The organism is Brevundimonas bullata (genome assembly GCF_014207965.1).
Lineage (GTDB): Bacteria > Pseudomonadota > Alphaproteobacteria > Caulobacterales > Caulobacteraceae > Brevundimonas > Brevundimonas bullata_A.
Window position 1 is genome coordinate 407269 of sequence record NZ_JACHLM010000001.1, and the last position, 22062, is coordinate 429330.

Annotated in this window: 18 protein-coding genes, 2 tRNA genes and 1 riboswitch; of the genes, 8 read left to right on the plus strand and 12 right to left on the minus strand. The window is 67.8% G+C overall.

The genetic code is table 11. The features are described 5' to 3' along the window. Positions 1 to 183 precede the first annotated feature (183 nt). The 3 genes from HNP51_RS02045 to HNP51_RS02055 form a co-directional block, all read right to left on the minus strand. Complete coding sequence (locus HNP51_RS02045; RefSeq protein WP_184266500.1) at positions 184 to 2469, minus strand: TonB-dependent siderophore receptor; 2286 nt, start codon at positions 2467 to 2469, stop codon at positions 184 to 186. A gap of 226 nt (positions 2470 to 2695) precedes the next feature. Then, positions 2696 to 2770 (minus strand) — tRNA-Gly (locus HNP51_RS02050). A 273-nt stretch (positions 2771 to 3043) separates the two neighbouring features. Continuing rightward, complete coding sequence (locus HNP51_RS02055) at positions 3044 to 3826, minus strand: SDR family oxidoreductase (RefSeq protein ID WP_184266502.1); 783 nt, start codon at positions 3824 to 3826, stop codon at positions 3044 to 3046. A gap of 55 nt (positions 3827 to 3881) precedes the next feature. Here HNP51_RS02055 and HNP51_RS02060 point away from each other — a divergent pair, with 55 nt between their 5' ends. Continuing rightward, positions 3882 to 4289 carry a YkvA family protein gene (locus HNP51_RS02060; protein ID WP_184266504.1) on the plus strand — a complete coding sequence of 136 codons (408 nt, stop codon included), beginning with the start codon at positions 3882 to 3884 and terminating at the stop codon, positions 4287 to 4289. Here the strand turns inward: HNP51_RS02060 and HNP51_RS02065 are convergent. Together HNP51_RS02065 and HNP51_RS02070 are read right to left on the minus strand one after the other, a co-directional pair. Continuing rightward, positions 4286 to 5035: a 2OG-Fe(II) oxygenase family protein gene (locus tag HNP51_RS02065; RefSeq protein ID WP_184266507.1), complete on the minus strand. Its 750-nt coding sequence runs from the start codon at positions 5033 to 5035 to the stop codon at positions 4286 to 4288. The genes HNP51_RS02060 and HNP51_RS02065 overlap by 4 nt on opposite strands. Beyond that, complete coding sequence (locus HNP51_RS02070; RefSeq protein ID WP_184266510.1) at positions 5032 to 6033, minus strand: NADPH:quinone oxidoreductase family protein; 1002 nt, start codon at positions 6031 to 6033, stop codon at positions 5032 to 5034. The genes HNP51_RS02065 and HNP51_RS02070 overlap by 4 nt, the downstream gene beginning before the upstream one ends. Positions 6034 to 6142: 109 nt before the next feature. Between HNP51_RS02070 and HNP51_RS02075 the strand changes: the two genes are divergently transcribed. Both HNP51_RS02075 and HNP51_RS02080 read left to right on the plus strand, forming a co-directional pair. Next, positions 6143 to 7018 (plus strand): isoaspartyl peptidase/L-asparaginase family protein, encoded by an 876-nt coding sequence (locus HNP51_RS02075; RefSeq protein WP_184266513.1) that lies wholly within the window; start codon positions 6143 to 6145, stop codon positions 7016 to 7018. Between the two features lie 254 nt (positions 7019 to 7272). Beyond that, the gene (locus HNP51_RS02080) at positions 7273 to 10131 is read left to right on the plus strand and encodes a pitrilysin family protein (RefSeq protein ID WP_184266516.1); all 2859 of its coding nucleotides are present in this window, start codon (positions 7273 to 7275) and stop codon (positions 10129 to 10131) included. A gap of 248 nt (positions 10132 to 10379) precedes the next feature. On the opposite strand, the gene HNP51_RS02085 is transcribed toward HNP51_RS02080, so the two are convergent. The 3 genes from HNP51_RS02085 to rlmN form a co-directional block, all read right to left on the minus strand. Further along, positions 10380 to 11207: a serine protease gene (locus HNP51_RS02085; RefSeq protein WP_184266519.1), complete on the minus strand. Its 828-nt coding sequence runs from the start codon at positions 11205 to 11207 to the stop codon at positions 10380 to 10382. A gap of 4 nt (positions 11208 to 11211) precedes the next feature. Beyond that, positions 11212 to 11655, minus strand: a complete 444-nt coding sequence (locus tag HNP51_RS02090) for a DUF350 domain-containing protein (protein WP_184267523.1) — start codon at positions 11653 to 11655, stop codon at positions 11212 to 11214. Between the two features lie 133 nt (positions 11656 to 11788). After that, entirely contained in the window at positions 11789 to 12961 is a 1173-nt protein-coding gene (gene rlmN / locus HNP51_RS02095) for a 23S rRNA (adenine(2503)-C(2))-methyltransferase RlmN (RefSeq protein ID WP_184266522.1), read from the minus strand. A 178-nt stretch (positions 12962 to 13139) separates the two neighbouring features. Next, a riboswitch (yybP-ykoY riboswitch) is annotated at positions 13140 to 13239 on the plus strand. A gap of 81 nt (positions 13240 to 13320) precedes the next feature. On the opposite strand from rlmN, the gene HNP51_RS02100 reads away from it, so the two are divergent. Together HNP51_RS02100 and HNP51_RS02105 are read left to right on the plus strand one after the other, a co-directional pair. After that, complete coding sequence (locus HNP51_RS02100) at positions 13321 to 13905, plus strand: manganese efflux pump MntP family protein (protein WP_184266525.1); 585 nt, start codon at positions 13321 to 13323, stop codon at positions 13903 to 13905. An 85-nt stretch (positions 13906 to 13990) separates the two neighbouring features. Then, positions 13991 to 14215 (plus strand): hypothetical protein, encoded by a 225-nt coding sequence (locus HNP51_RS02105; RefSeq protein WP_184266528.1) that lies wholly within the window; start codon positions 13991 to 13993, stop codon positions 14213 to 14215. 24 nt (positions 14216 to 14239) lie between these two features. Here the strand turns inward: HNP51_RS02105 and HNP51_RS02110 are convergent. After that, positions 14240 to 14316 (minus strand) — tRNA-Met (locus HNP51_RS02110). A gap of 194 nt (positions 14317 to 14510) precedes the next feature. Between HNP51_RS02110 and HNP51_RS02115 the strand changes: the two genes are divergently transcribed. Then, positions 14511 to 15737 (plus strand): PQQ-dependent sugar dehydrogenase, encoded by a 1227-nt coding sequence (locus HNP51_RS02115; RefSeq protein WP_184266531.1) that lies wholly within the window; start codon positions 14511 to 14513, stop codon positions 15735 to 15737. Between the two features lie 19 nt (positions 15738 to 15756). On the opposite strand, the gene HNP51_RS02120 is transcribed toward HNP51_RS02115, so the two are convergent. Then, positions 15757 to 16359 (minus strand): hemerythrin domain-containing protein, encoded by a 603-nt coding sequence (locus HNP51_RS02120; RefSeq protein ID WP_311769887.1) that lies wholly within the window; start codon positions 16357 to 16359, stop codon positions 15757 to 15759. Positions 16360 to 16634: 275 nt separating this feature from the next. Here HNP51_RS02120 and HNP51_RS02125 point away from each other — a divergent pair, with 275 nt between their 5' ends. Continuing rightward, positions 16635 to 17840, plus strand: a complete 1206-nt coding sequence (locus HNP51_RS02125; protein WP_184266534.1) for an acetyl-CoA C-acetyltransferase — start codon at positions 16635 to 16637, stop codon at positions 17838 to 17840. 16 nt (positions 17841 to 17856) lie between these two features. Continuing rightward, a complete protein-coding gene (locus HNP51_RS02130; protein WP_184266537.1) occupies positions 17857 to 20031 on the plus strand; it encodes a 3-hydroxyacyl-CoA dehydrogenase NAD-binding domain-containing protein in 2175 nt (724 codons plus the stop codon). A gap of 209 nt (positions 20032 to 20240) precedes the next feature. Here HNP51_RS02130 and HNP51_RS02135 read toward each other — a convergent pair whose 3' ends face one another. Further along, positions 20241 to 21053 carry a TIGR02186 family protein gene (locus HNP51_RS02135; protein WP_184266539.1) on the minus strand — a complete coding sequence of 271 codons (813 nt, stop codon included), beginning with the start codon at positions 21051 to 21053 and terminating at the stop codon, positions 20241 to 20243. Continuing rightward, on the minus strand, positions 21053 to 21976 hold the full coding sequence (locus HNP51_RS02140) for a sulfite exporter TauE/SafE family protein (RefSeq protein ID WP_114816777.1): 924 nt from the start codon (positions 21974 to 21976) through the stop codon (positions 21053 to 21055). The genes HNP51_RS02135 and HNP51_RS02140 overlap by 1 nt, the downstream gene beginning before the upstream one ends. Positions 21977 to 22062: the final 86 nt, after the last annotated feature.

Genomic DNA, 22062 nt, shown 5'->3' on the forward strand with positions numbered 1-22062 from the left:
TCTGGCGCTGGGAAGGAGCGGCGCGGACACTAGCGCCGACCCCGGCGGGGTCAACCGCCACGGTCCATATAGGCCGTGATCACGGCGGGGGCCATGCCGACGAAAGCCAAAGACGCCCCATAGGCTGAAACGCCAAAGGGCCGGGCGTCGCCGCCCGGCCCTCCATCGCAGATTTCAGAAGCCTCAGAAGGCCATACGGGCGACCAGTTGATAGACGGGTCCGCCCTTTTCAGTTTCCAGCTCATATTCGTCGTACTTGCGGTCGATCTGATCCTCGACGTTGCCGAACTTGTCGAAGACCTCGTCCTTGGAGGCGTCCAGCAGGTTGGACCCGGTCAGGCGCACCACGATATTGCTGGCGACGCGCTTCTCCAGGAAGACCTCCAGGTCGGCGCCGTAGGAGGTGCGGACCTCTTCGGCCAGGACGCGGGCTGCGGCCTCGCCCTGCTTCCGATAGGTGGCGCCGAAGGCCGCGCCCCAGGTCGGGATGTCGTGGGTGAAGCCGAAGTTCAGCACATAGTCCGACTGGCTGTTGAACCGGCGGGTCCCCATGAAGTCCTCGACCTCGCTGTCCAGCCACGAGTAGTTGAGGAAGACGCCGGTCGTCTCCATGCCGATGAAGTCCAGCGGCGTCGACAGGTCGAACTCGACGCCCCAGACCTTGCCGTCGCCGACGTTGTCGACGGTGTAGATGAAGGTCCCTTCGCCAGCGCTGCCTTCGGCGCCGGTATTGACCTCTTCCACCAGGTCCGAGATCGAGCGGTAAAAGGCGTTGACGCCGATCACCCCGCGACGGCCAAGCTGGCGCTCGAAACCGACGTCCACGCCCCAGGCCGATTCCGGCTTCAGGTTCGGATTGCCGATGAAGTCGCTATCGCCGAATTCTTCCTCGAGAGCAGCGGGCGACAGGCGGTCGAAACTGGGACGACGCACGGTGCGCGCCGCAGAGACGGTCAGGCGGTCGGTGTCGTTCAGGCGATACCGCACGCTGGCCGAGGGCAGCAGGAAGCCATAGTCGGTCTCGGTCACGCGGTCGGCGGCGTCCGCCGTCTCGTCGGTGATGGTGATGTCCGTGGTCTCATAGCGCAGGCCCGCTTCCCATTTCAGCGCGCCGCGATCGCCCGACAGCATGACATAGGGGTCGACACGGGTTTCCTCGATCAGGCTGTCGCCGCCGGGAACGGCTTCAAAGGCGCCGAAGGGGGGAACCACCGGCCGCACGCCCGGCGCGTTCGGCACGTTGAAGCGGATGCGCGGGGCCTCGGCTATCAGGCTGTCGCGCTCCTTCATGGCCCACTGGACGCCGAACTCCAGCGTCGCGCCGGACAGGTCGCGCTGGTGCTCGACAGCGCCCGACCATTCCTCGTCCTTGATCCGGGTGTCCGCAGCGTCGGCGGTGAAGCGGTCCTCATCCGGATAGGGCGTGCCGTCGCGCAGGTATTCCGACTCGTACTCGAACTCGTACTGATCGTCGTCGATCATGGCGTAGCCGAGCTTGATCTTGGTCTTGCCCCCGAACATGTCGCGGCTGTAGCGGGCGTCCAGCGACAGGTTGTCGGTCAGGATATCCAGGTCGTTGTCGTTGACCACCGCCAGGTTGGCCTCGGTCTGGACGCCGCCTTCGTATTCCAACGAGTCCTCGTCCTGGAAGCGGTCAGTGCGGACGAACAGACCCGACAGGGCCAGTTCGCCGCCGGCCACATCGACCTGATAGGCGGCGTTGAACGAATAGTCGGTGCCGTCGCGAACGTCAGTCTGGGCCTCGACGTTCTGCAGTTCGCCGTTCGGCTCGTCATAGCGCTCGCTGAACTTGAACTTGGGGTTGCGGCGGTCCTGCATATTGGCGCCGACCAGCAGACGGCCTGGCCCGACCTGGCCGCCCCAGACGGCGCCGAGCGTCTGCCCCCACTGGCCGTACTCGCTATCGTCGAACATCAGGGCGCCGGCGCGGACATAGCCGCCGTCCAACGACAGGGCGTCGCGCAGCACGATGTTGATGGCCCCAGCCACCGCGTCGCCCGAACGATTGGCCGAGCTCGAACGCACCACCTCGACCCGCTCGATCAACTCGGCGGGGATGCGGTCGACGAAGAAGGAGCGATCGACGCCGGCGCCGGGCACGCGGTCGCCGTTGATCAGGATCTGCGTATATCCCGAGTCCAGCCCGCGCAGACGCACACCGTCATACTCCAGCACATCGGACAGGAAGGCGACCGAGGGCACGCGTTTCAAGGCGTCGCCTGCGGTCAGCGGCTCGAAGCGCTGGAAATACTCCAGGTCGTAGGACAGGGTCGGCACGACGTCGTCAGCGCGGTTGCGCAGCACAGGACGCCCGGTGACGATGACCTCCGTCAGGGCCGTGACCGGCCCGTCATTATAGTCCGGCGTCCGAACGATTTCTTCGGCGCTGACCGCGCCCGCAATGGCGAGAGGGGCGACGGCGGCGCCCAACAGAAGACCCAGCTTCATTTGTCTTGTTCCCCGACGACACCGGCCTGCGATCAGGCTCTGGTTGTCTGGGGCGGTCGCTAACGGGATGCGGCGACGCGGACGCGACGATTTCGCGAAGAGGATTCGCCGATTTGCCGACTGTCCGGCGACAATCAGTCTGCAAGCTGAACGTTTTCGAGACAGGGGCCTGAAATGCGAAACGGGGCCCGATCTTGCGATCGGACCCCGTGTTCCCAGTCTCGACTGGAGCGGGCGAAGAGATTCGAACTCTCGACCCCAACCTTGGCAAGGTTGTGCTCTACCACTGAGCTACGCCCGCATTCCCGTGGGAGCGATGTGCTGCTCCCCGTCGAGGAGGGGCTTTTAGCCTTCCCTTCTCAGAACGCGCAACCCCCTTTTTTCATTTTCCTGCAATCCGCTGCATTTTTTCGAATAGTTCTGAAATTTCAAACGAAAACGGCCCCCGCAACACCCCCGAAAGGAGCGCCGCGAGGGCCGTCCAAAATGACCGCTACGGATGATCACTCCGCGCCAACCCGCTCAAGCAGCGAGCCGCCGCGCGGCGAGCGTTAGCGGCCTCATACGCTGAGGATCAGCGCGGCGCCAGGCGAATAGCGCCGTCCAGACGGATGCACTCGCCGTTGATGTAGACGTTCTCGGCCAGATGCAGGGCCAGAGAGGCATAGTCGGCCGGGGTGCCGAGGCGGCTGGGGAAGGGAATGGCGGCGGCCAGGCTGTCCTGAACCTTCTGGTCCATGCCGGCCATCATCGGGGTCCACATGATGCCAGGCAGGATGGTGTTCACGCGAACGCCGTCCTGGGCCAGATCGCGCGCGACCGGCAGAGTCATGGCGTAGACGCCGCCCTTGGAGGCCGAGTAGGCGGCCTGGCCGATCTGGCCGTCCTGGGCCGCGACGCTGGCGGTGTTGATGATCAGACCACGCTCGCCGTCAGCCATCGGCTCGGCCTGGACCATGCCGAGCGCCGACTGCGACAGGACGCGGAAGGTGCCGAACAGGTTGATCGTGACGGTGCGCTCGAACGAGGCCATGTCGTGGGCGCGGACTTCTCCGGTGTCGCGCTTCCTGCTGACGGTCTTCTGGCCCGTGGCGATGCCGGCGCAGTTGACCGTCAGGCGCTCCTGGCCGTGAGCGGCGCGGGCCTTGACGAAGCCAGCGGCGACGCTCTCGTCCGAGGTCACGTCCACCTTGCAGAAGACGCCGCCGATTTCCTTGGCGATCTCTTCGCCGCGCTCCTCGTTCAGGTCGAACAGGGCGACCTTGACGCCCTTGGCCGCCAGCGCCCGCGCCGTGCCCTCGCCCAGGCCCGAAGCCCCGCCCGTCACCACCGCCGCAATCGAACCGTCGAGTTTCATGGAGATCGTCCCTATATTCTGATGAACCGAGTGTCTGCGCGAGGATTTAGCGGCCATGACCGCCAAAGCCAAACCTGCTTCCCCCACTGACGCCATGGACCCCGAAAAGGCCTTGGTCCCCACAGTGCAAAGGGTCAATGAGATGCGTGTCCGCAAGGGCTTCTGGCCCAAACTGCGCAGCACGGCCTCGCGCATACCTTTCGCGGGGCAAGCCCTGGCCGCCTGGTACGCCACCCAGGATCCCAAGACGCCGCTGGCGGCCAAGGGGGTCATGCTCGGCGCCCTGGCCTATTTCGTCATGCCCATCGACGCCATTCCCGACGTCTTCGCCGGCATCGGCTTCACCGACGACGCGGCGGTGATCGCCGCCGTCCTGGCCACCCTCGGCGCCCACGTGAAGCGCAAGCACCATGAACAGGCCGAGGCCGCGCTGAAAAAGGTCCGTGACGAAGCGGAGGCCTAGCCCCGCTCCAGCGGCTTGGCCCGCCACCAGCCGGTGACGGAATAGCGCGGTCCGCCGGCGAACGGCGCGACGGTCGAGACCGCGTGCATCTGCGGCACCGCGAAGACGTTCAGGGCGCCGAAGCTGGGGACGAAGGTCTCGGTGATGTCGCCGCCCTCGTCGAGGAATTGCAGCAGGCCGCCCCACTCCGCCCGCCAGCCCGGCGACAGGTTCAGCACATAGGCGTAGAGCCGCTCCGTCTTCGGATTGGCGTCGCTGTGCCGGTTGAGGAAATGGCCGGGCAGGTAGCGCGTCACCTGGCCGTCGGAGAAGGCGATGCGGTCGTCGCCGGTCAGACGCCGCGCGAAATCCAGAAAGGCTTCGGTGTTGAACAGGTCCAGCAGGTCGAACAGGATCTGGGGCGTCGCCGCCCCCGCCTCGCGCGCCGGCCCCAGCCGAAGGCGGTCGAACAGGAACTGCAGCCCCTCGGTCGCCCCGGCGTAAGCCTGCTGCGTCACATGGGCCTGATCCTCCGGCGAAGACGCGTCCAGCGTGGCCACGGGGATGTCGGCCCCCAGCGGGTTGAGAAAGGTGCGGACCCAGGGCTGGTCGGGGGCCAGGATGGCGGCGTGCAGGGCCTCCGCCCCGTCGCCGAACAGGCCCGGGACACGGGTGCGACCGGTGCGGGCCAGCCGTTCGGCGGCGGCGGCGAAGTCAGCCTCGCCCACCGCCAGTTTCAAAGCCGGATCGAGAAGGGCGGCGCTCATTCGTCGGTCGTCACGACGATCTTGCCCATGGCCGTCCGGTCGCCCAGGGCCTTGATGGCGTCGTGGGCGTCCTCCAGCGGATAGGTGCGGCTGACGCGCGGCTTGATCTTGCCATCCTTCCACAGCTGCATCAGCTCGGCCATGTTGGCGGCGTGGGCATTGGGATCGCGCGCCACCGCCGCGCCCCAGAAGACCCCGATCACCGAGACCGACTTCAGCAGGGTCAGGTTCAGCGGCAGGGACGGAATGCCCGCCGGGAAGCCGACCACCAGATAGCGGCCGTTCCAGTCCATCGCCCGCAGCGCCGGCTCGGCGTAGTCGCCGCCGACCGCGTCATAGACCACGTCGGCGCCGTCGCGACCCGTGGCCAGCTTCAGCTCGCCCGACAGGGTTTTCTGCGCCGCCTTGTCCATCGGGCCGGAGGGATAGATCAGGCCGTTGTCGGCCCCCAGTTCGAGCGCGAACTCGACCTTGTCGTTGGTCGAGGCGGCGGCGACGACGCGCGCGCCCATGGCCTTGCCCAGTTCAACCGCAGCCGCGCCCACGCCGCCTGCGGCCCCCAGCACCAGCAGGGTCTCGCCCGGCTGCAGCTTCGCCCGGTCCTTCAAGGCGTAATAGCTGGTGCCGTAGGTCATGGTCAGGGCGGCGGCTTCCTCGAAGCTCATGCCCTCGGGCATGGGGATCAGGCTGGACGCCGGGACCGCCAGACGCTCGACCAGACCGCCCCAGCCCGGCACGGCGATGACGCGGTCGCCCTTGAACACGCCCTTGACGCCCTCGCCCACCGCATCGACCACGCCCGCCACCTCGGCGCCAGGGGCGAAGGGCCGCTCGGGCCGGAACTGGTACTTGTCTTCAATGATCAGGGTGTCGGGATAGTTGATCCCCACGGCCTTGACCTCGATCACCACCTCGCCCGGCTTGGGCGTGGGGTCCATGACCTCCTCGACGACAAGGCTATCAGGGCCGCCGACGGCCTTGGACAGGACTGCGCGCATGCTGGTTTCTTCCGTGATCCCCCGTCGGGCCATGGCGCCGACACGATTGCGACGCTAATCAGCGCGCGGCCCGATGCAAAGAGGCCGAACGGACTTTCAGGAGACGACCATGGCGCGAACCGCCCTCATCCTCCACGGCGGCGCCGGCGCCCGGCGCGAGCGCAACTACGACGCCGAGGTGGTTCACATGCGCCAGGTGGTCGAGGCGATGAAGGCGCGGCTGGACGCCGGCGCCTCGGCCGTGGACGTGGCGGTCGAGGCCGTGGTCATGCTCGAAGACTCCGGTCTCTATGTCGCCGGGCGCGGCGCCTCGCCCAACCTGGCCGGGGCCTATGAACTGGACGCCAGCCTGATGGACGGCGCGAGCGGCAAGGCCGGGGCCGTCGCCGCCCTGCAAGGCTTCCGCAACCCCGTCGTCGCCGCCCGCGCCGTGATGGACCGCACCCCCCACGTCATGCTGGCCGGCGAAGGCGCCGCCCTGTTCGCCCACGATCAGGGGCTGGAGCCGATCGGCGACGAAGAGGCCTGGTTCACCCGCGCCGGCAAGGGCGAGGACAACCATCCGCCCGGCGGCCTCAGCCACGGCACCGTCGGCTGCTGCGTGCTGGACTCTGAAGGCCGCCTCGCCGCCGCCACCTCGACGGCGGGCGTGTTCGGCAAGATGCCGGGCCGCGTCGGCGACACCCCCATCCCCGCCGCCGGCACCTGGGCCGACGACAGCGCCGCCGTCTCCTGCACGGGTCAGGGCGAGTATTTCATCCGCGTCGCCGCCGCCGCGCGCACTGCCTTCGGCGTGGCCGCCGGTCAGTCGCTGGCCGAAGCCGCGCAGGCGACCATCGACCGCATCGGCGGTCTGGGCGGCGACGGCGGCCTGATCGCCCTCGACCGCGAGGGCAACATCGCCCAACCCTACAACAGCCAGGGCATGAAGCGCGCCTGGCTGACCACCGACGGCGAGATCGGGGTTCAGGTTTTCGACCAGTAATTCTCCCCGCTTATCCCCGCGGAGGCGGGGACCCAGTGCTTTGGGATCACTTGCTGCCGCCTAATTGATCGCAGCTTCACTCACGCTCGGCGTGTGAGGTTCTTACTGGGTCCCCGCCTCCGCGGGGATGAGCGGGAATGCGGGCCCGCCGCGCTTCATTACAGCACCGTAAGGTGCGCGGCGGGATTTGACGCTGATAGGGTCCGGTCATCTGCCCCCGGCGCAGCTTGCGGGGCGACCGGAACCTGACTCCCATGAAGACCCGCCTGATCCTGACCGCCTGCGCCTCCGCCCTGCTGCTGGGCCTGCCCGCCGCTGCTTTCGCCGAGAGCGCGGCGCCCGCGACCGTCACTGCCGCCGCACAGGGCGGAGTCGCCGTGCCGCCGCTGGGCTTTACCAAACGCGTCCTGGCCAACGGCATGGAGGTCTATACCGCCCGCGACGCCTCGACCTCGAACGTCACGGTTCAGGTCTGGTATCGCGTCGGCTCCAAGGACGATCCGGCGGGCCGTTCGGGCTTCGCTCACCTGTTCGAGCACCTGCTGTTCAAGGCCACCAAGAACATGCCGTCCGAGACGTTCGACCGTCTGACCGAGGACGTGGGCGGCATGAACAACGCCTTCACCGCCGACGACGTCACCGCCTATTACGAGGTGGTCCCCGCCAACCATCTGCAGCGCATCCTCTTCGCCGAGGCCGACCGCATGGGCTCGCTGGTGGTGGATGAGGCCACCTTCGTCTCCGAACGCGACGTGGTGAAGGAGGAGTACCGCCAGCGCATCCTGGCCAGCCCCTATGGCCGCCTGTTCGGCCTGTTCACGCCCGAGACCATCTATCAGGACCACCCCTATCGCCGTCCGGGTATCGGCTCGATCGAGGAGCTGAACGCCTCGACCCTGGACGACGTTCTGCGCTTCCACGCCACCTACTATCGGCCCGACAACGCCATGCTGATCGTGGCCGGCAACTTCGATCAGGCCCAGCTGGACGCCTGGGTCGACGAATACTTCGCCCCGCTGAAGCGCCCGGCGACGCCCATGCCGGTCAACGATTTGAAAGAGCCCGAGCCGACCGGCCCGCGCACCGCCACCTACTACGCCCCGAACGTGCCCCTGCCCGCCGTGGTCCTGGCCTGGAACACCGTGGCCTATCGCGACGCCGACCGCGCCGCCCTGACGGTGCTGGACGGGGTGCTGTCGACCGGCGAATCCAGCCGCCTTTATCGCTCGCTGGTCTATGACAAGCAGATCGCCGCCTCGATCGGCTCCAACCCCGACTTCGCCCAGCAGGCCGGCAACCTGACCGCCTACGCCATCATGGCCGACGGCCAGTCGCCCGAAGCCGGCAAGGCCGCGCTGGAGGCCGAGATCGCCCGCCTACGCGATGCGCCGATCACCTCGGCCGAACTGAGCGAGGCCAAGAACGAGCTGGTCGCCAATGCGCTGCGCGGCCGCGAGAGCATCGACGACCGCGCCACGACGCTCGGCATGGCCCTGATCATGACCGGCGACGCGACCGCCGCCGACCGCGAGATCGCCGAGATTCAGGCCGTCACCGCCGCCGACATCCAGCGCGTGGCCCGCCGCTATCTGACCCCGCAGCGCCAGATCACCATCAACTACCTGCCCGCCGACGACGAACATCCGGCCAGCGTGCAGAAGATGAACGTGGACGCCCCTGTCACCGTGGCCGAACTGGCCCCCGCCGGTCCGGTCGCCGTCCTGCTGCCGGAAGCCGAGCGCGCCCGCCTGCCCCAGCCGGGCGCGGAAGTCGCCCCCGCCACGCCCGCCGTGGCTGACTTCCGTCTGGCCAACGGCATGCGGGTTCTGGTCGCCCCGACCGAGGGTCTGCCGCTGGTCTCGGCCCGCCTCAACTTCAACGCGGGTTCGGCCAACGACCCGGCGGGCAAGCCGGGCGTCGCCGCCATGACCGCCGGCCTGCTGACCCAGGGCACCAAGACGAAGTCGGCGCCCGAGATCGCCACCGCCATCGAACAACTGGGCGCCAATATCGGCGCGGGCTCAGGCGCAGACTTCACCAACATCTACGCCAATGCGCCCAAGGACGTGTTCGGCCGCTCGCTCAGCCTGATGGCCGATCTGGTGCGCAACCCGGCCTTCGCCGCCGAGGAACTGGAGCGTCAGCAGTCGCAGACCCTGGACGGTCTGCGCGTGGCCCTCAGCCAGCCCGGCTCCATCGCCGCCCAGTCGGTCGGCCGCGTCATCTACGGCGACGCCCCCTATGGCGCGCCCGGCGGCGGCACCCTGACCAGCGTCCCGGCCATCACCCGCGAGGACGTGGCCGCCTTCCACGCCGCCCGCTATCGCCCGTCGCAGGCCACCATCGTCTTCTCGGGCGCCGTGACGCCCGCCGAAGCGCGTGAACTGGCGCAAGCCGCCTTCGGCGACTGGCGCGACCCGTCGTCCGCCGCCCCCGGCCCCGTCGCCAAGGCCGGACCGGCCCTGCCGCCGCGCATCGTCGTCATAGACCAGCCGGGCGCGGGTCAGGCCGCCGTCACCGCCGCCATTCGCGGCATCAAGCGCGCCGACGCCGACTACTTCCCGCTGACGCTCGGCAACACCCTGCTGGGCGGCGGCTTCTCGTCGCGCCTCAATCAGGAAATCCGCATCAAGCGCGGCCTCAGCTACGGCGCCCGCTCCTCGGTCGGCGCCCAGCAGGACGTCGGCGTCTTCACCGCCTCGACCCAGACCAAGAACGAGACGGCGACCGAGGTGGCCGACCTGATCCTGGCCGAGGTCGGCAAGCTGGGGACCGCCCCGGCGACCGAGGCCGAACTGGCCCCGCGCCGCGCTGCGCTGATCGGCGGCTTCGGCCGCTCGCTGGAGACGGTGGACGGTCTGGGCGGCCTGGTCGCCAACCTGGCCCTCTACGACCTGCCGATGAGCGATCTGGCCGACTATGCCGGCAAGGTCCGTTCGGTCACCCCGCAACAGGTCGAGGCCGCCTTCGCCGAACACCTGCCCACCGACCGCGCCAGCCTGGTCATCGTCGGCGACGCGTCGAAGTTCATCGACGCCCTGCGCGCCAAATACCCGAACGTCGAGGTCATCCCACTGACTGACCTGAACCTGAACAGCGCGGCGCTGCGCTAGGGTTACAGACCTCCCCGTCGCCCGGCGGGGAGGTTCGCCCCATTCTTCCGTCATCCTCCGGCGTAGCGCAGCGGAGACCGGGGGACCCAGCGGCGCCGAAGGCGATCTTCACCTCAAACGCAGCGCATGGATCTGTCGCCCTACGGGCGCCGCTGGGTCCTCCGGTCAAGCCGGAGGATGACGGAGTGAGAGGGGCGCTTCTTGTGGTCCCGGATAGCGGCTCCGCCGCTTCCGGGATGACACATAGATCAGGCCGTCAGGCAGACCACCTGGGCCACGCGAAGGTCGCGCCGAAGCCGGTCGGCGACCTGGCCGTAGTTGGCGGTGTTGACCGCCTCGCCCAGGGCCTTTTCATCCGCCCGCTGCTCGCCCCGGATGGCGGGTACGAAGGTGTCCGGCGCCGTGGTGTAGATCAGGCCCCGGCGCGGCGCCTCGGCGATGGTGACGCCCAGCACCCGGCCGCGCCCGTCCAGCACCGGCGCGCCGGACAGGCCCGAAAGCGTGCCCTTCAGCCCCTTGGTGCGCCCCGATTCGGCCCAGGCCAGGACCGGCTCGTCGCGCTCGCCGCGCCCTCGGACCTTCAACGTCTCGCGGCCCAGAAGGCGCGAAGCGACCTCGCCGGGATGGCCCTGGGGGAAGCCCGGATGGAAGGCGCGCTGGCCCTTGTGCAGCGGCGCCTGGGCGGCGACCGGCAGGGCGGGCGGGCCGCCCTCGGTCAGCAGCAAGGCCACATCGGCGCGTTCGGCCAGTCGCACGTCGGCGGCCAGCGCGCGCCCGCCGCCGATCACCAGGGCCGGACGACGGCACCCCTCGACCACGTGCCGAGCCGTGACCCAGCGGCCGTCCCCGGCGATGGAGAAGGCGGTGCCGGACGACGGCTGGAAAGGCGCATCGGGCGCGAACACCGTGACCGACGGGTCAAACGGCGTGACCGGCCCCAGCAGGGCGCCGTGAGCCTCGTCGTCCTCGGGCGCGTGCGGTGCGTCCGCCTTTTCCCGCCGCCCCAGCGAGACGATCAGCAAGGCGCCGATCACCGCCGCATAGATGGTCCAGTCGGGAAGATGCGGGAAACGCATGGCCTCAGCCCGTCAGGGCCGCGGCCAGGATCAGGGCGGTGGCCAGCTTGGCCCCCGCCAGCACCACGGCGGCGGAAACCTCGCCCTTTTCGATCCTCTGCGGCAGACCGGTCAGCAGCAGGTCGACGACGCGGAAGGCCAGCAGTTGCAGCACCACCGTCGCCACGCCCCAGATGGCGATGTCGCGGATCGAGGTCGAGATCGACAATGAGGTCGCCAGAGGAATGGCCAGACCCACCAGCACCCCGACGAAGGCCACGGCGGCGGCGGGATTGCCTTGACGGATCAGCGCCACCTCACGCCACGGCGTCAGCAGGGCATAGACCGTCGCCCCCATGGCCAGCAGACCGAAGGTCACGACCAGATGCAGGATCAGGATGGGAAAGCCGGTGGCGAAGGCCTGAACCTCAGGGCTCGACAGGACGCTGGGCAGAGACGACGAGTCCATGATGTGCGAGCCCGCAGCCCCCTGCTGAAAACGGAACGAAAGCAAAACAGCCATGCCCAAGCCGACCCGCCTCCGCTAGAGCAGCGGAGCCACAGTCAGGAAGGAAAACAGCGTTACCCGCAAGGTGGCGACATCAAGCCGCCGCGACCTCGCCGGCATCCTCGCGCTCAGCCTTGATCCGCGCCGAGGCCCGCTGCTTCTCGCTCTCGGACTTCAGCTGGCCGCAGGCGGCCAGGATGTCGCGGCCGCGCGGGGTGCGAATGGGCGAGGCGAAGCCGGCCTTGTTCAGGATGGCGGCGAAGCGTTCGATCGTCTTCCAGTCCGAGCACTCATAGTCCGTGCCGGGCCAGGGGTTGAACGGGATCAGATTGACCTTGGCCGGAATGCCCTCGATCAGCTTGACCAGGGTGCGGGCCTCCTCGGGGCTGTCGTTGACGCCCTTCAGCATGACGTATTCGAACGTCACCCGGCGCGCGTTGGAGAGGCCCGGATAGGCGCGGATGCCCGCCATCAACTGATCCAGCGGATACTTCTTGTTCAGCGGCACCAGAACATCGCGCAGGGCGTCGTTGGTGGCGTGCAGGCTGATCGCCAGCATAGCCTGGGTGCGCGTGCCGAGCGCGTCCAGTTGCGGCACGACGCCCGAGGTCGACACCGTCATCCGCCGCCGCGACAGGGAGATGCCCTCGGGGTCCGAGATGATGTCGATGGCGTCCGACACGTGATCCAGATTGTAGAGCGGCTCGCCCATGCCCATGAAGACGATGTTGGACAGGCGCCGGTCCTCGCTGGGCGAAGGCCATTCGTTCAGATCATCGCGGCACACCTGGACCTGGGCCACGATCTCGGCGGCGGTCAGGTTGCGGACCAGCTTCTGCGTGCCGGTGTGGCAGAAGGTGCAGTTCAGGGTGCAGCCGACCTGGGACGAGACGCACAGGGCGCCGGCCCGGCCCACGTCGGGAATATAGACGGCCTCGACCTCGATGCCCGGCGCGGTGCGGATCAGGTATTTGCGCGTGCCGTCCTTGGACACCTGACGCTCGACGATCTCGGGGCGGGCCAGGGTGAAGACCTCTGCCAGAGCCGCGCGGGTCTCCTTGCCGATGTCGCTCATCAGGGCGAAGTCTGTGACGCCGTAGTGGTGGATCCAGCGCCAGATCTGAGTGGCGCGCATCTTGGCCTTGGCGGGCAGGCAGATGTCCGCGTCGATCAGGGCCTGGCGCAGGCCCGTACGCGTCAAACCGGCCAGGTTGACGGGGGCTTTGGCTGCGGCGGAAGCACGCGAAAGGTCGAGCGTGATGCTCAAGGCTGGATATCCTGCGGCGGGGGTTAAGGGCGGTGTCTAGCACAAAGGGGGGCCTTTGTCGCCTTCGGCCACGTTCAGAGGAATTATGCGCCTCGATTGTGCGGGCTTAGGAAAGGTCTTTTCCGGGCCGGAACTTCCGCGAACAGTTGATCCCGACGAGGACGGCGGCTAAAGCCCGCCGCGTTGGGGAGTAGCTTCCGGCGTCTGTCAGCCGGGATCGCGTCAACATACTTGCCCCTGCAGGGGGGCATGGCGCGATCAGCGGATACCCATCCGCCTAGCGAGACCAGCACGATCCGGGGGCCGAGCCGGCCTGCGCCCGGACGTGCTGTCACGCGCCCGGCTTGAGTCCCGACTTCATGACCCCCATCGCCATCGCCATCCTGTCGCTCAGCATGTCCGCCGACGCCTTCGCCGCCGCCATCGGGCGGGGCGCCCAGCACCGTCCCACCGTGCCGCAGGCCCTGCGCTCGGGTCTGGTGTTCGGCGTGATCGAGGCCATCACCCCGCTGATCGGCTTCGCCCTGGGCGTCGCCGCGGCCGGGTTTGTCGCCGCCATCGACCACTGGATCGCTTTCGGCCTGCTGGGCGCGGTCGGCGGCAAGATGATCTGGGAGGCGCTGAAGCCCGACGACGGCGCCGATGAAGAAGCCGAGGACAAGAAGGCCGCCTCGCGCGGCCTGATCGCCCTGGTCGCCACCGCCGTCGGCACCTCGATCGACGCAGGCGCGGTCGGAGTCGGCCTGGCCCTGCTGGGCGAAAACATCTGGCTGATCGCGGCCTGTATCGGCCTGACCACCTTCGCCCTGGCCACGCTCGGTCTGCTGATCGGCAAGGCGGCGGGCACGCGGCTGGGCAAGATCGTCGAACTGGTCGGCGGCGTCGCCCTGATCGCGCTGGGCCTCAAGATCCTGCTGGAGCACCTGGGCGTGCTGACATTCTGAAGCTTAACCTTGCATCGCGGACGCGACTGGCGGAACGTCCGCCCTCGGCTAACCGTTAAGCCGTCAGTCGCAAGGAGCCCTCGTCATGCGTGCAGTTCTCGTCCTCGCCGCCCTCGTCGCCCCCCTGGCCCTCGGCGCCTGCGCCACGGGCAAGACCTATCCGACCTATCAGGAAGAGTACGACAAGCTGAACGCCGACTGCGTCGCGCGCGGCGGCATCCTGACGCCGTCCGGCGCCAGCACGGGACGGCCGCAGACGGACAACATCTGCAAGATCACCGGCGGCGCGACGCGCATCCCGCAGGGCTAGATCGAATCTGACCGGGGAAATCCGTGGTGGTTGGAGGCGGGATCGAACCGCCGACCTGTGGGTTATGAATCCACCGCTCTAACCATCTGAGCTACCCAACCCCTTACGGGATCTCGCGAAAGGTCGTGACGACCGTGCAGCGCGAGAGGCGTGCGTATATCGCCGCCTTCCTTCGGGTTCAAGCCGCTTAAGTGCGGAAATCGCACGGGGCGATCGGTCGCGGGCGATTTCGGCTCGCGCATGGAACGGCGAGGCTTCATTCTGGATGGCGACATCTGCTGTTCAGGAGAGCCTCATGCGTCCGATCGCCTTCGCTGCTTCCGCCTCGCTTCTCGTCCTCGCCGCCGCCTGCGGCGCCAACGGGCAGAGCGCACCCGCCGCTCCCGGCGCCCCCGTCGAGACCCGTCCCGCCAACAATCCCGATCAGAAGCCTGCCTTCGAGGGCCAGACCCGCGCGCCCGGCGTCCAAACCGTGGTGTCGATGGCCCATGCGGTCGTGGCCTCGGGTCTGGTCCATCCCTGGGGTCTGGCCCTGCTGCCGGACGGCCGGTGGCTGGTGACGGAAAAGCCGGGCCGGATGCGCGTGATCAGCGCCGAGGGGCAGGTCGGCGCGCCGATCACGGGTCTGCCCGCCGTCGATGCGCGCGGCCAGGGCGGGCTGCTGGACGTCATTGTCGGGCCGAGCTTCGCTCAGGACCGGATGATCTACTGGAGCTATGCCGAGCCTCGGGAAGGCGGCAACGCCACCTCGGTCGCGCGCGGCCGCCTGTCGGACGACCTGACGAAGGTCGAAAACGTCCAGGTCATCTTCCGCGCCCTGCCCGTCTATGACGGCGACAAGCATTTCGGCTCCTCGCTGGCCTTCGCGCCGGACGGCAAGCTGTTCATCACGCTCGGCGAACGCTCCGACAAGCCGATGCGGCCCCAGGCCCAGGACCTGGGCTCGCACATGGGCAAGACCATCCGCATCAACGCCGACGGCAGCGTCCCCGCCGACAACCCCTTCGTCGGCCAGGCGGGCGCAAAACCCGAGATCTGGTCCCTGGGCCACCGCAATATGCAGGGCATCGCCGTTCAGCCCGGCACGGGCGCGATCTGGACCGTGGAGCACGGCACGCGCGGCGGCGACGAAATCAACCTGGATCAGGCGGGCAAGAACTACGGCTGGCCGGGCGTCGCCTACGGCATCGAATACAACGGCCAGCCCATCCCCGCCGTGACGGCCAAGGAAGGCACGGAACAGCCGGTCTATTACTGGGACCCCGTCATCGCGCCGGGCGGCATGGCCTTCTACAGCGGCCGCATGTTCCCCGGCTGGAACGGCAACCTGATGGTCACGGGTCTGGGCGGCAAGCACCTGGCGCGACTGGTGCTGGAGAATAACCGCGTCGTCGGCGAAGAGCGGCTGCTGACCGGGCTGAACGAACGCATCCGCGACGTGGCGGTCGCCGCCGACGGCGCCGTCTGGGTCATCACCGACGAAGAAGACGGCAAGCTGATCAGGCTTGCCGTCTCTCAGTAGGCTCTAGATATGCGGGAGGTCAGCGCGCCTCCCGCATCTCCACCGCCGCTGCCGCCGCCGCCGGCTCATCGCCGTCGCGCGTCATCGGTTCGTCACCCATGGCGAAGGCGTTGTCCTCGCCGTGGAAGGTGTGGGTCTCGGCCAGAATTTCCGGGTGACCCTTCAACTGGGCCATGGCGCTCCTCTTGCGCTCACGCATCTTGTCGGCCAGGGCGTCCATGTCCAGACCGGCGGCGCGGGCCTGGCTGAACATGCCTTCGGAGCGCATCTCCTCTTCCTTGACGTGGTGCTCGATCATTTCCGACAGCACCTTGACCTTGGCGTCGTAGAAGGCCTCGTCGGGGCCGCCCGCCTCGATGTCGTTGATCAGCACCTTGGCGGCGTCATGCTCGACATAGGCCTCGTTGAGCAGGTCCTCCTCGATCTGGCCGCGACAGGCCGGATAGAAGATCTCCTCTTCGATAATGGTGTGGACCTTCAGCTCCAGACAGGCCTGCTCGGCCAGGGCCTTCTTGCGGTCCTTGCCGCGCGCCTTCTCGAAACTGGCGAAAATCTCCTCCACCTTGCGGTGGTCGGCCTTCAGCATGGCGACGGCGTCCATCTCTTCATAGGTCTGGGTCACGGCGGTTCTCCCGGTTGATGGTCCCTAGGAAGACAAGCCGCCGCACAGTCGTTCCTACAGCCGAGCTAGGTGAGAAACGTTCGCGGCAAGGCCTCACGCGCGTTGTTACTTGACGTTGACGTAAACGTCGGGTTTCTACGCCCCAGGTTTCAATTCCAGACCCGTCCCTCAAGCCGCGAGGCGCCGAGAGACAGAGACCCTAGAAGTTCGATCTGTCCCTCCAGCAGCGAGGCGCCGCGCGCCGAGCGGTAGGGACCCAACAAAGAGAGACATTCATGGCCGACGCCTACATCTACGACGCCGTGCGTACCCCGCGCGGCAAGGGCAAGAAGGACGGGTCCCTGCACGAGATCACAGCCTTGTCGCTGGCCAGCCAGGTGCTGCAAGCTCTGCGTGATCGCAACGATCTGGACACCTCGAAGGTCGACGACGTCATCCTCGGCTGCGTCTCGCCGGTGGGCGAACAGGGCGCCGACATCGCCCGCACCGCCGTGCTGAACGCCGGCTGGGCCCAGACCACGGCGGGCGTTCAGGTCAACCGCTTCTGCGCCTCAGGTCTGGAAGCCGTGAACATGGCCGCTGCGAAAGTGAAGTCCGGCGAGGCCGACTTCGCCGTCGGCGGCGGCGTGGAGGCCATGAGCCGCGTGCCGATGGGCTCGGACGGCGGCGCCTGGCCGGTCGATCCGTCCAGCGCCTTCCCCACCTATTTCGTGCCCCAAGGCGTCTCGGCCGACATGATCGCCACCAAGTGGGGCTTCAGCCGCGCCGACGTGGACGCCTATTCGGTCGAAAGCCATAAGCGTTCGGCTCAATCCTGGGCCGAGGGCCGCTTCAGCAAGTCGGTCATCCCGGTGCTGGACCAGCTGGGTCTGGTCCGCCTGGACCGCGACGAGACCATTCGTCCGACCACGGACATGCAGACGCTCGGCGCGCTGAACCCCTCCTTCGCCATGATGGGCGAGATGGCCTTCGACAGCGTCATCAACCAGCGCTACCCCGAGGTCGAGCGCGTCAACCACGTCCACACCCCCGGCAACTCGTCGGGCATCGTCGATGGTTCGGCGGGCGTCCTGATCGGCTCGCTGGAAGCCGGCAAGGCCTTGGGCCTGAAGCCGCGCGCCAAGATCCGCGGCGCCGCCTCGATCGGCTCGGAGCCGTCGATCATGCTGACCGGCCCCGAGTTCGTGACCAACAAGCTGCTGGGTCGTCTGGGCATGAAGTCCACCGACATCGACCTCTATGAGCTGAACGAGGCCTTCGCCGCCGTGGTCCTGCGCTACATGCAGGCGCTCGACATTCCGCACGACAAGATCAACGTCTGCGGCGGCGCCATCGCCATGGGCCACCCCCTGGGCGCCACGGGCGCCATGATCACCGGCGTGGTGCTGGACGAGCTGGAACGCTCGGACAAGGAAACCGCCCTGATCACCCTGTGCATCGGCGGCGGCATGGGCACCGCCACCGTCATCGAACGCGTCTGATCGGGAGCGACTGACCATGGAAAACTTCAAGATCGACGTCGATGCCGACGGTATCGCCCTGATCACCTTCGACGTCCCCGGACGTTCGATGAACACCCTGACCTCGTCCGTCATGGCCGAGATTCCGCAACTGGTGGAACGCATCAAGACCGATGACGCCGTCAAGGGCGCGGTCCTGACCTCGGGCAAGGCGTCGGGCTTCTGCGCCGGCGCCGACCTGGGCGACATCGCCGGCGGCATGATCGGCGGCGCCAGCCTGCAGGACGCCTATGACGCGGGCTGGAAGATGAACGGCGCCCTGCGCGCGCTGGAAACCTGCGGCAAGCCGGTGGCTGCGGCCATCAACGGCCTGGCGCTGGGCGGCGGCCTCGAACTCACCCTCGCTTGCCACTATCGCGTGGTCGAGAACGACAACAGGATCCAGCTGGGCCTGCCCGAGATCAAGGTCGGCCTCTTCCCCGGCGGCGGCGGCACTCAGCGCCTGACGCGCCTGATCGGCGTTCAGGCCGCCATGATGGCCATGACCGAGGGCAAGTCCTTCCGTCCGAACGACGCCAAGGGCGCCGGCATCGTCCACGAGGTGGTCGAAAAGGGTCAGTCGGTCGAGGCCGCCAAGACCTGGATCAAGAACGGCGGGAAAGCCGTCCAGCCGTGGGACGACAAGGGCTTCAAACTGCCCGGCGGCGGCCCCTACCACCCGGCGGGCATCCAGAACTTCCTGGTCGGCAACGCCATGATCCGCAAGCAGACCTACGGCAACTACCCGGCCGCCACCAACCTGATGAAGGCCGTCTATGAAGGCGTTCAGGTGCCGATGGACGCGGCGCTCCGCATCGAGACCCGCTACTTCATCAAGACCCTGATGACGCCGCAGGCCCAGGGCATGATCCGCAGCCTCTTCCTGTCTAAGCAGGATCTGGACAAGGGCGCCGTGCGTCCGGCGGGCGTGCCCAAGTCCGACGCCCGCAAGGTTTCTGTTCTTGGCGCCGGCATGATGGGCGCGGGCGTGGCCTATGTGCAGGTCATGGCCGGCATCGAGACCGTCCTGATCGACCAGACCCAGGAAGCCGCCGACAAGGGCAAGGCCCACGTCGAGGAACTGCTGAAGAAGCGTCTGTCGCGCGGCCAGATGACCCAGGAGAAGTTCGACGCTGCCCTGGCCTTGGTCACCGCCACCACCGACTATGATCACATCAAGGGCTCGGACCTGGTCATCGAGGCCGTGTTCGAAAACCGCGAGATCAAGGCCGACGTGACCAAGCGCGCCGAGGCCCAGCTGGCTGAGGGCGCCGTCTTCGGCTCCAACACCTCGACCCTGCCGATCACCGGCCTGGCCGAGGCCTCGGTGCGCCCCGAGGACTTCATCGGCATCCACTTCTTCTCGCCTGTCGACAAGATGATGCTGGTCGAGATCATCATGGGCGAGAAGACCGGCCAGACGGCGCTGGCCAAGGCGCTGGACTATGTGCTGAAGATCAAGAAGACCCCGATCGTCGTCAACGACAGCCGCGGTTTCTACACCTCGCGCTGCTTCGCCACCTATGTGGCCGAAGGCCTGGCCATGCTCGAGGAGGGCTATGCGCCGGCTCTGATCGACAACATCGGCCGCATGACCGGCATGCCGCGCGGCCCGCTGGAAATGCACGACGACGTGGCGCTGGACCTGTCGGTCAAGGTCGCCAAGCAGACCCAGGCCGACCTGGGCGACGCCTATGTGCCGCTGCCCGGCGCCCATATCGTGCAGAAGATGGTCGAGGACCTGGGCCGCTATGGCCGCAAGAACGGCAAGGGCTTCTACGACTACGATACCAAGCCCAAGACCCTGTGGGCGGGCCTGTCCGATCTGGCCCCGGTCACGATCAAGGACTCGACCCCCGAACTGGTCGAGGATCAGAAGCACCGCCTGCTGTATCGTCAGGCCATCGAGGTCGCCCGCTGCTGGGAAGAAGGCGTCATCGACGACCCGCGCGAGGCCGACGTCGGCGCCATCCTGGCCTGGGGCTTCGCGCCCTGGACCGGCGGCCCGATCACCTTCATCGACCAGACCGGCCTCAAGGCCTTCGTGGCCAAGGCCGACGACTACGCCGCCCGCTACGGCGACCGCTTCCAGGTCCCGCAACTGCTGCGCGACATGGCCGCCAAGGGCGAGACCTTCTACGGCCGCTTCGCCCCGGAGAAGAAGGCGGCCTGATATCCACGACAGGCTGAAAACGGAAAGGGCGGCTCCTCGGAGCCGCCCTTTTTCTTTGCCCTATCGCTCGAGACGCGGTCGCTCGTTGCGCGCGCGCCTCATCGTCATCCCGGCCGCAGCGAAGCGGAGAGCCGGGACCGCCCAATACGCCGCGCTTCCTGCGGTCCCGGATAAGCGCTGCGCGCTTTCCGGGATGACGAATGTGGCGATCACCTGCTCCTGAACACCCGCGAGGCCGCATAGCCGGTCAGCGCCGCCAGCAGCACGCACAGCACGCCGTAGGACCAGGGCCGCCGGTGGGCGAACTCATAGATGTCGCGCTCCAGCCCCACCTTCTCGACCGTCAGGGTCAGGTTGGACACCGACACCGGCGCCCCCTCCTGAAACAGCCAGACCTCGGCGTAGTACTTGCCCGTCGGGGCCACGGTAGGCAGCTCGACTTCGGCGCGGAACAGGCCCTTGTCGACGAACTGCACCCCGTCGGGATCGGTGTTGTAAAGCGCCGCCGCCTCCTTCAGCCGGATCACGGCGCGGCGCCAGTCGAGGTAATCCTCGCCCAAACGGCTGACCACCACGTCGCGCACGCCGTAGCGGGTGACCGTGCGGCTTTCCTCGGGGGCGTCGATGCGCAGGTGATCGACGCCGACGCCGAGGCGACGCAGCTGACCGAAGTCGGCCACGTCCGACAGGGGCCGGGTCGAGGCGGTCATGTAGAAGCCAGGCGCGCCCTCGAACAGGACGGGACGGCTGTTCAGCCAGACGCCCATGTTGCGGGTCTTCTTGACCAGACGCACCGGGGCGTCGGGCCCGCGCACCACCACCACCACGTCGGCGGGGATGTCGGTCGGATTGAACACCGCGCCATAGAGGACGATGGAGGCGCCGCGGAAGCTGGAGTCGACCTCGACCTGGGCGTCGGTCAGGGCGGCGGCGACGCGCACCTCGCCTTCGGTGGCGACCGAGCGTTCGATGGTTCCCGGCGCGACCATGGGCGCCGGTTCGGGCGGCAGGGCCTGGAACATCAGTCTCCCACCCCCGGCGCCAGAAGGAACAGATCACTGGGCCGCACAAACAGCTCCAGCCCCATCTGGATGCCGACCAGAAGCACGATCAGGCCGAGGGCCGCGCGCATCTCCTCCGCCCGGAACCGGCCCGACAGCTTCGCCCCGAACTGGGCCCCGACCACCCCGCCCAGCAGCAGGATGGTCGACAGGACGATGTCCACCGTCTGATTGCGCCCGGCCTGCAGGATGGTGGTGACGGCCGTGGTGATGATGATCTGGAACAGGCTGGTGCCCACCACGACGCTGGCCCGCATGCGCAGCACATAGAGCATGGCCGGGACCAGGATGAAGCCGCCGCCGACCCCCATGATGGCCGACAGAATGCCCGCGAAGACGCCCAGGCCGAAGGGCGGAATGGCGCTGATATAGAGGCCCGAGCGCGGAAAACGCATGCGGAACGGCAGGCCGTAAAGCCACATGGGGCGACGGCGTTCCTTGCGCGGCGGGGTCTCGCCCCGCACCCGGTGCAGGATCTGCGTCAGGCTTTCGTACAGCATCATGCTGCCGATCAGGCCCAGGAAGACCAGATAGGAGACGGCCACGACCAGATCGGCCTGACCCAGCAGCCGCAGGTAGCGGAACATCTCGACGCCCGCGAGCGCGCCGAGCGCGCCGCCCACGGCCATGATGCCGCCGATGCGGTAGTCGACCGCCTTCATGCCTGAATAGCGGATGACGCCCGAGGTCGAGGAGGCGACAACGTGGCTGGCCTGGCTGGCGACGGCCACGGTCGGGGGAATGCCCATGAAGACGAGGACGGGCGCCATCAGGAAGCCGCCGCCGATGCCGAACAGGCCCGAGACAAAGCCGACCAGCGCGCCCAGCAGAACCAGGAACGGCCAGTTCACCGAAACCTCGGCGATCGGCAGGTAAATATCCACGGCACGCGCCTTCGGCTGGAAGGGAACGCAGAACAGCGCCGGAAAGGCGACTAGCCTCTTGGTCTTAGCGAGGGCTGCGGCGAACC

Bases quoted from the DNA above. Each gene is read 5' to 3' on its own strand.
- HNP51_RS02045 (WP_184266500.1), bottom strand. From the start codon at position 2,469: ATGAAGCTGGGTCTTCTGTTGGGCGCCGCCGTCGCCCCTCTCGCCATT.
- HNP51_RS02055 (WP_184266502.1), bottom strand. From the start codon at position 3,826: ATGAAACTCGACGGTTCGATTGCGGCGGTGGTGACGGGCGGGGCTTCG.
- HNP51_RS02060 (WP_184266504.1), top strand. From the start codon at position 3,882: ATGACCGCCAAAGCCAAACCTGCTTCCCCCACTGACGCCATGGACCCC.
- HNP51_RS02065 (WP_184266507.1), bottom strand. From the start codon at position 5,035: ATGAGCGCCGCCCTTCTCGATCCGGCTTTGAAACTGGCGGTGGGCGAG.
- HNP51_RS02070 (WP_184266510.1), bottom strand. From the start codon at position 6,033: ATGCGCGCAGTCCTGTCCAAGGCCGTCGGCGGCCCTGATAGCCTTGTC.
- HNP51_RS02075 (WP_184266513.1), top strand. From the start codon at position 6,143: ATGGCGCGAACCGCCCTCATCCTCCACGGCGGCGCCGGCGCCCGGCGC.
- HNP51_RS02080 (WP_184266516.1), top strand. From the start codon at position 7,273: ATGAAGACCCGCCTGATCCTGACCGCCTGCGCCTCCGCCCTGCTGCTG.
- HNP51_RS02085 (WP_184266519.1), bottom strand. From the start codon at position 11,207: ATGCGTTTCCCGCATCTTCCCGACTGGACCATCTATGCGGCGGTGATC.
- HNP51_RS02090 (WP_184267523.1), bottom strand. From the start codon at position 11,655: ATGGACTCGTCGTCTCTGCCCAGCGTCCTGTCGAGCCCTGAGGTTCAG.
- HNP51_RS02100 (WP_184266525.1), top strand. From the start codon at position 13,321: ATGACCCCCATCGCCATCGCCATCCTGTCGCTCAGCATGTCCGCCGAC.
- HNP51_RS02105 (WP_184266528.1), top strand. From the start codon at position 13,991: ATGCGTGCAGTTCTCGTCCTCGCCGCCCTCGTCGCCCCCCTGGCCCTC.
- HNP51_RS02115 (WP_184266531.1), top strand. From the start codon at position 14,511: ATGCGTCCGATCGCCTTCGCTGCTTCCGCCTCGCTTCTCGTCCTCGCC.
- HNP51_RS02125 (WP_184266534.1), top strand. From the start codon at position 16,635: ATGGCCGACGCCTACATCTACGACGCCGTGCGTACCCCGCGCGGCAAG.
- HNP51_RS02130 (WP_184266537.1), top strand. From the start codon at position 17,857: ATGGAAAACTTCAAGATCGACGTCGATGCCGACGGTATCGCCCTGATC.
- HNP51_RS02135 (WP_184266539.1), bottom strand. From the start codon at position 21,053: ATGTTCCAGGCCCTGCCGCCCGAACCGGCGCCCATGGTCGCGCCGGGA.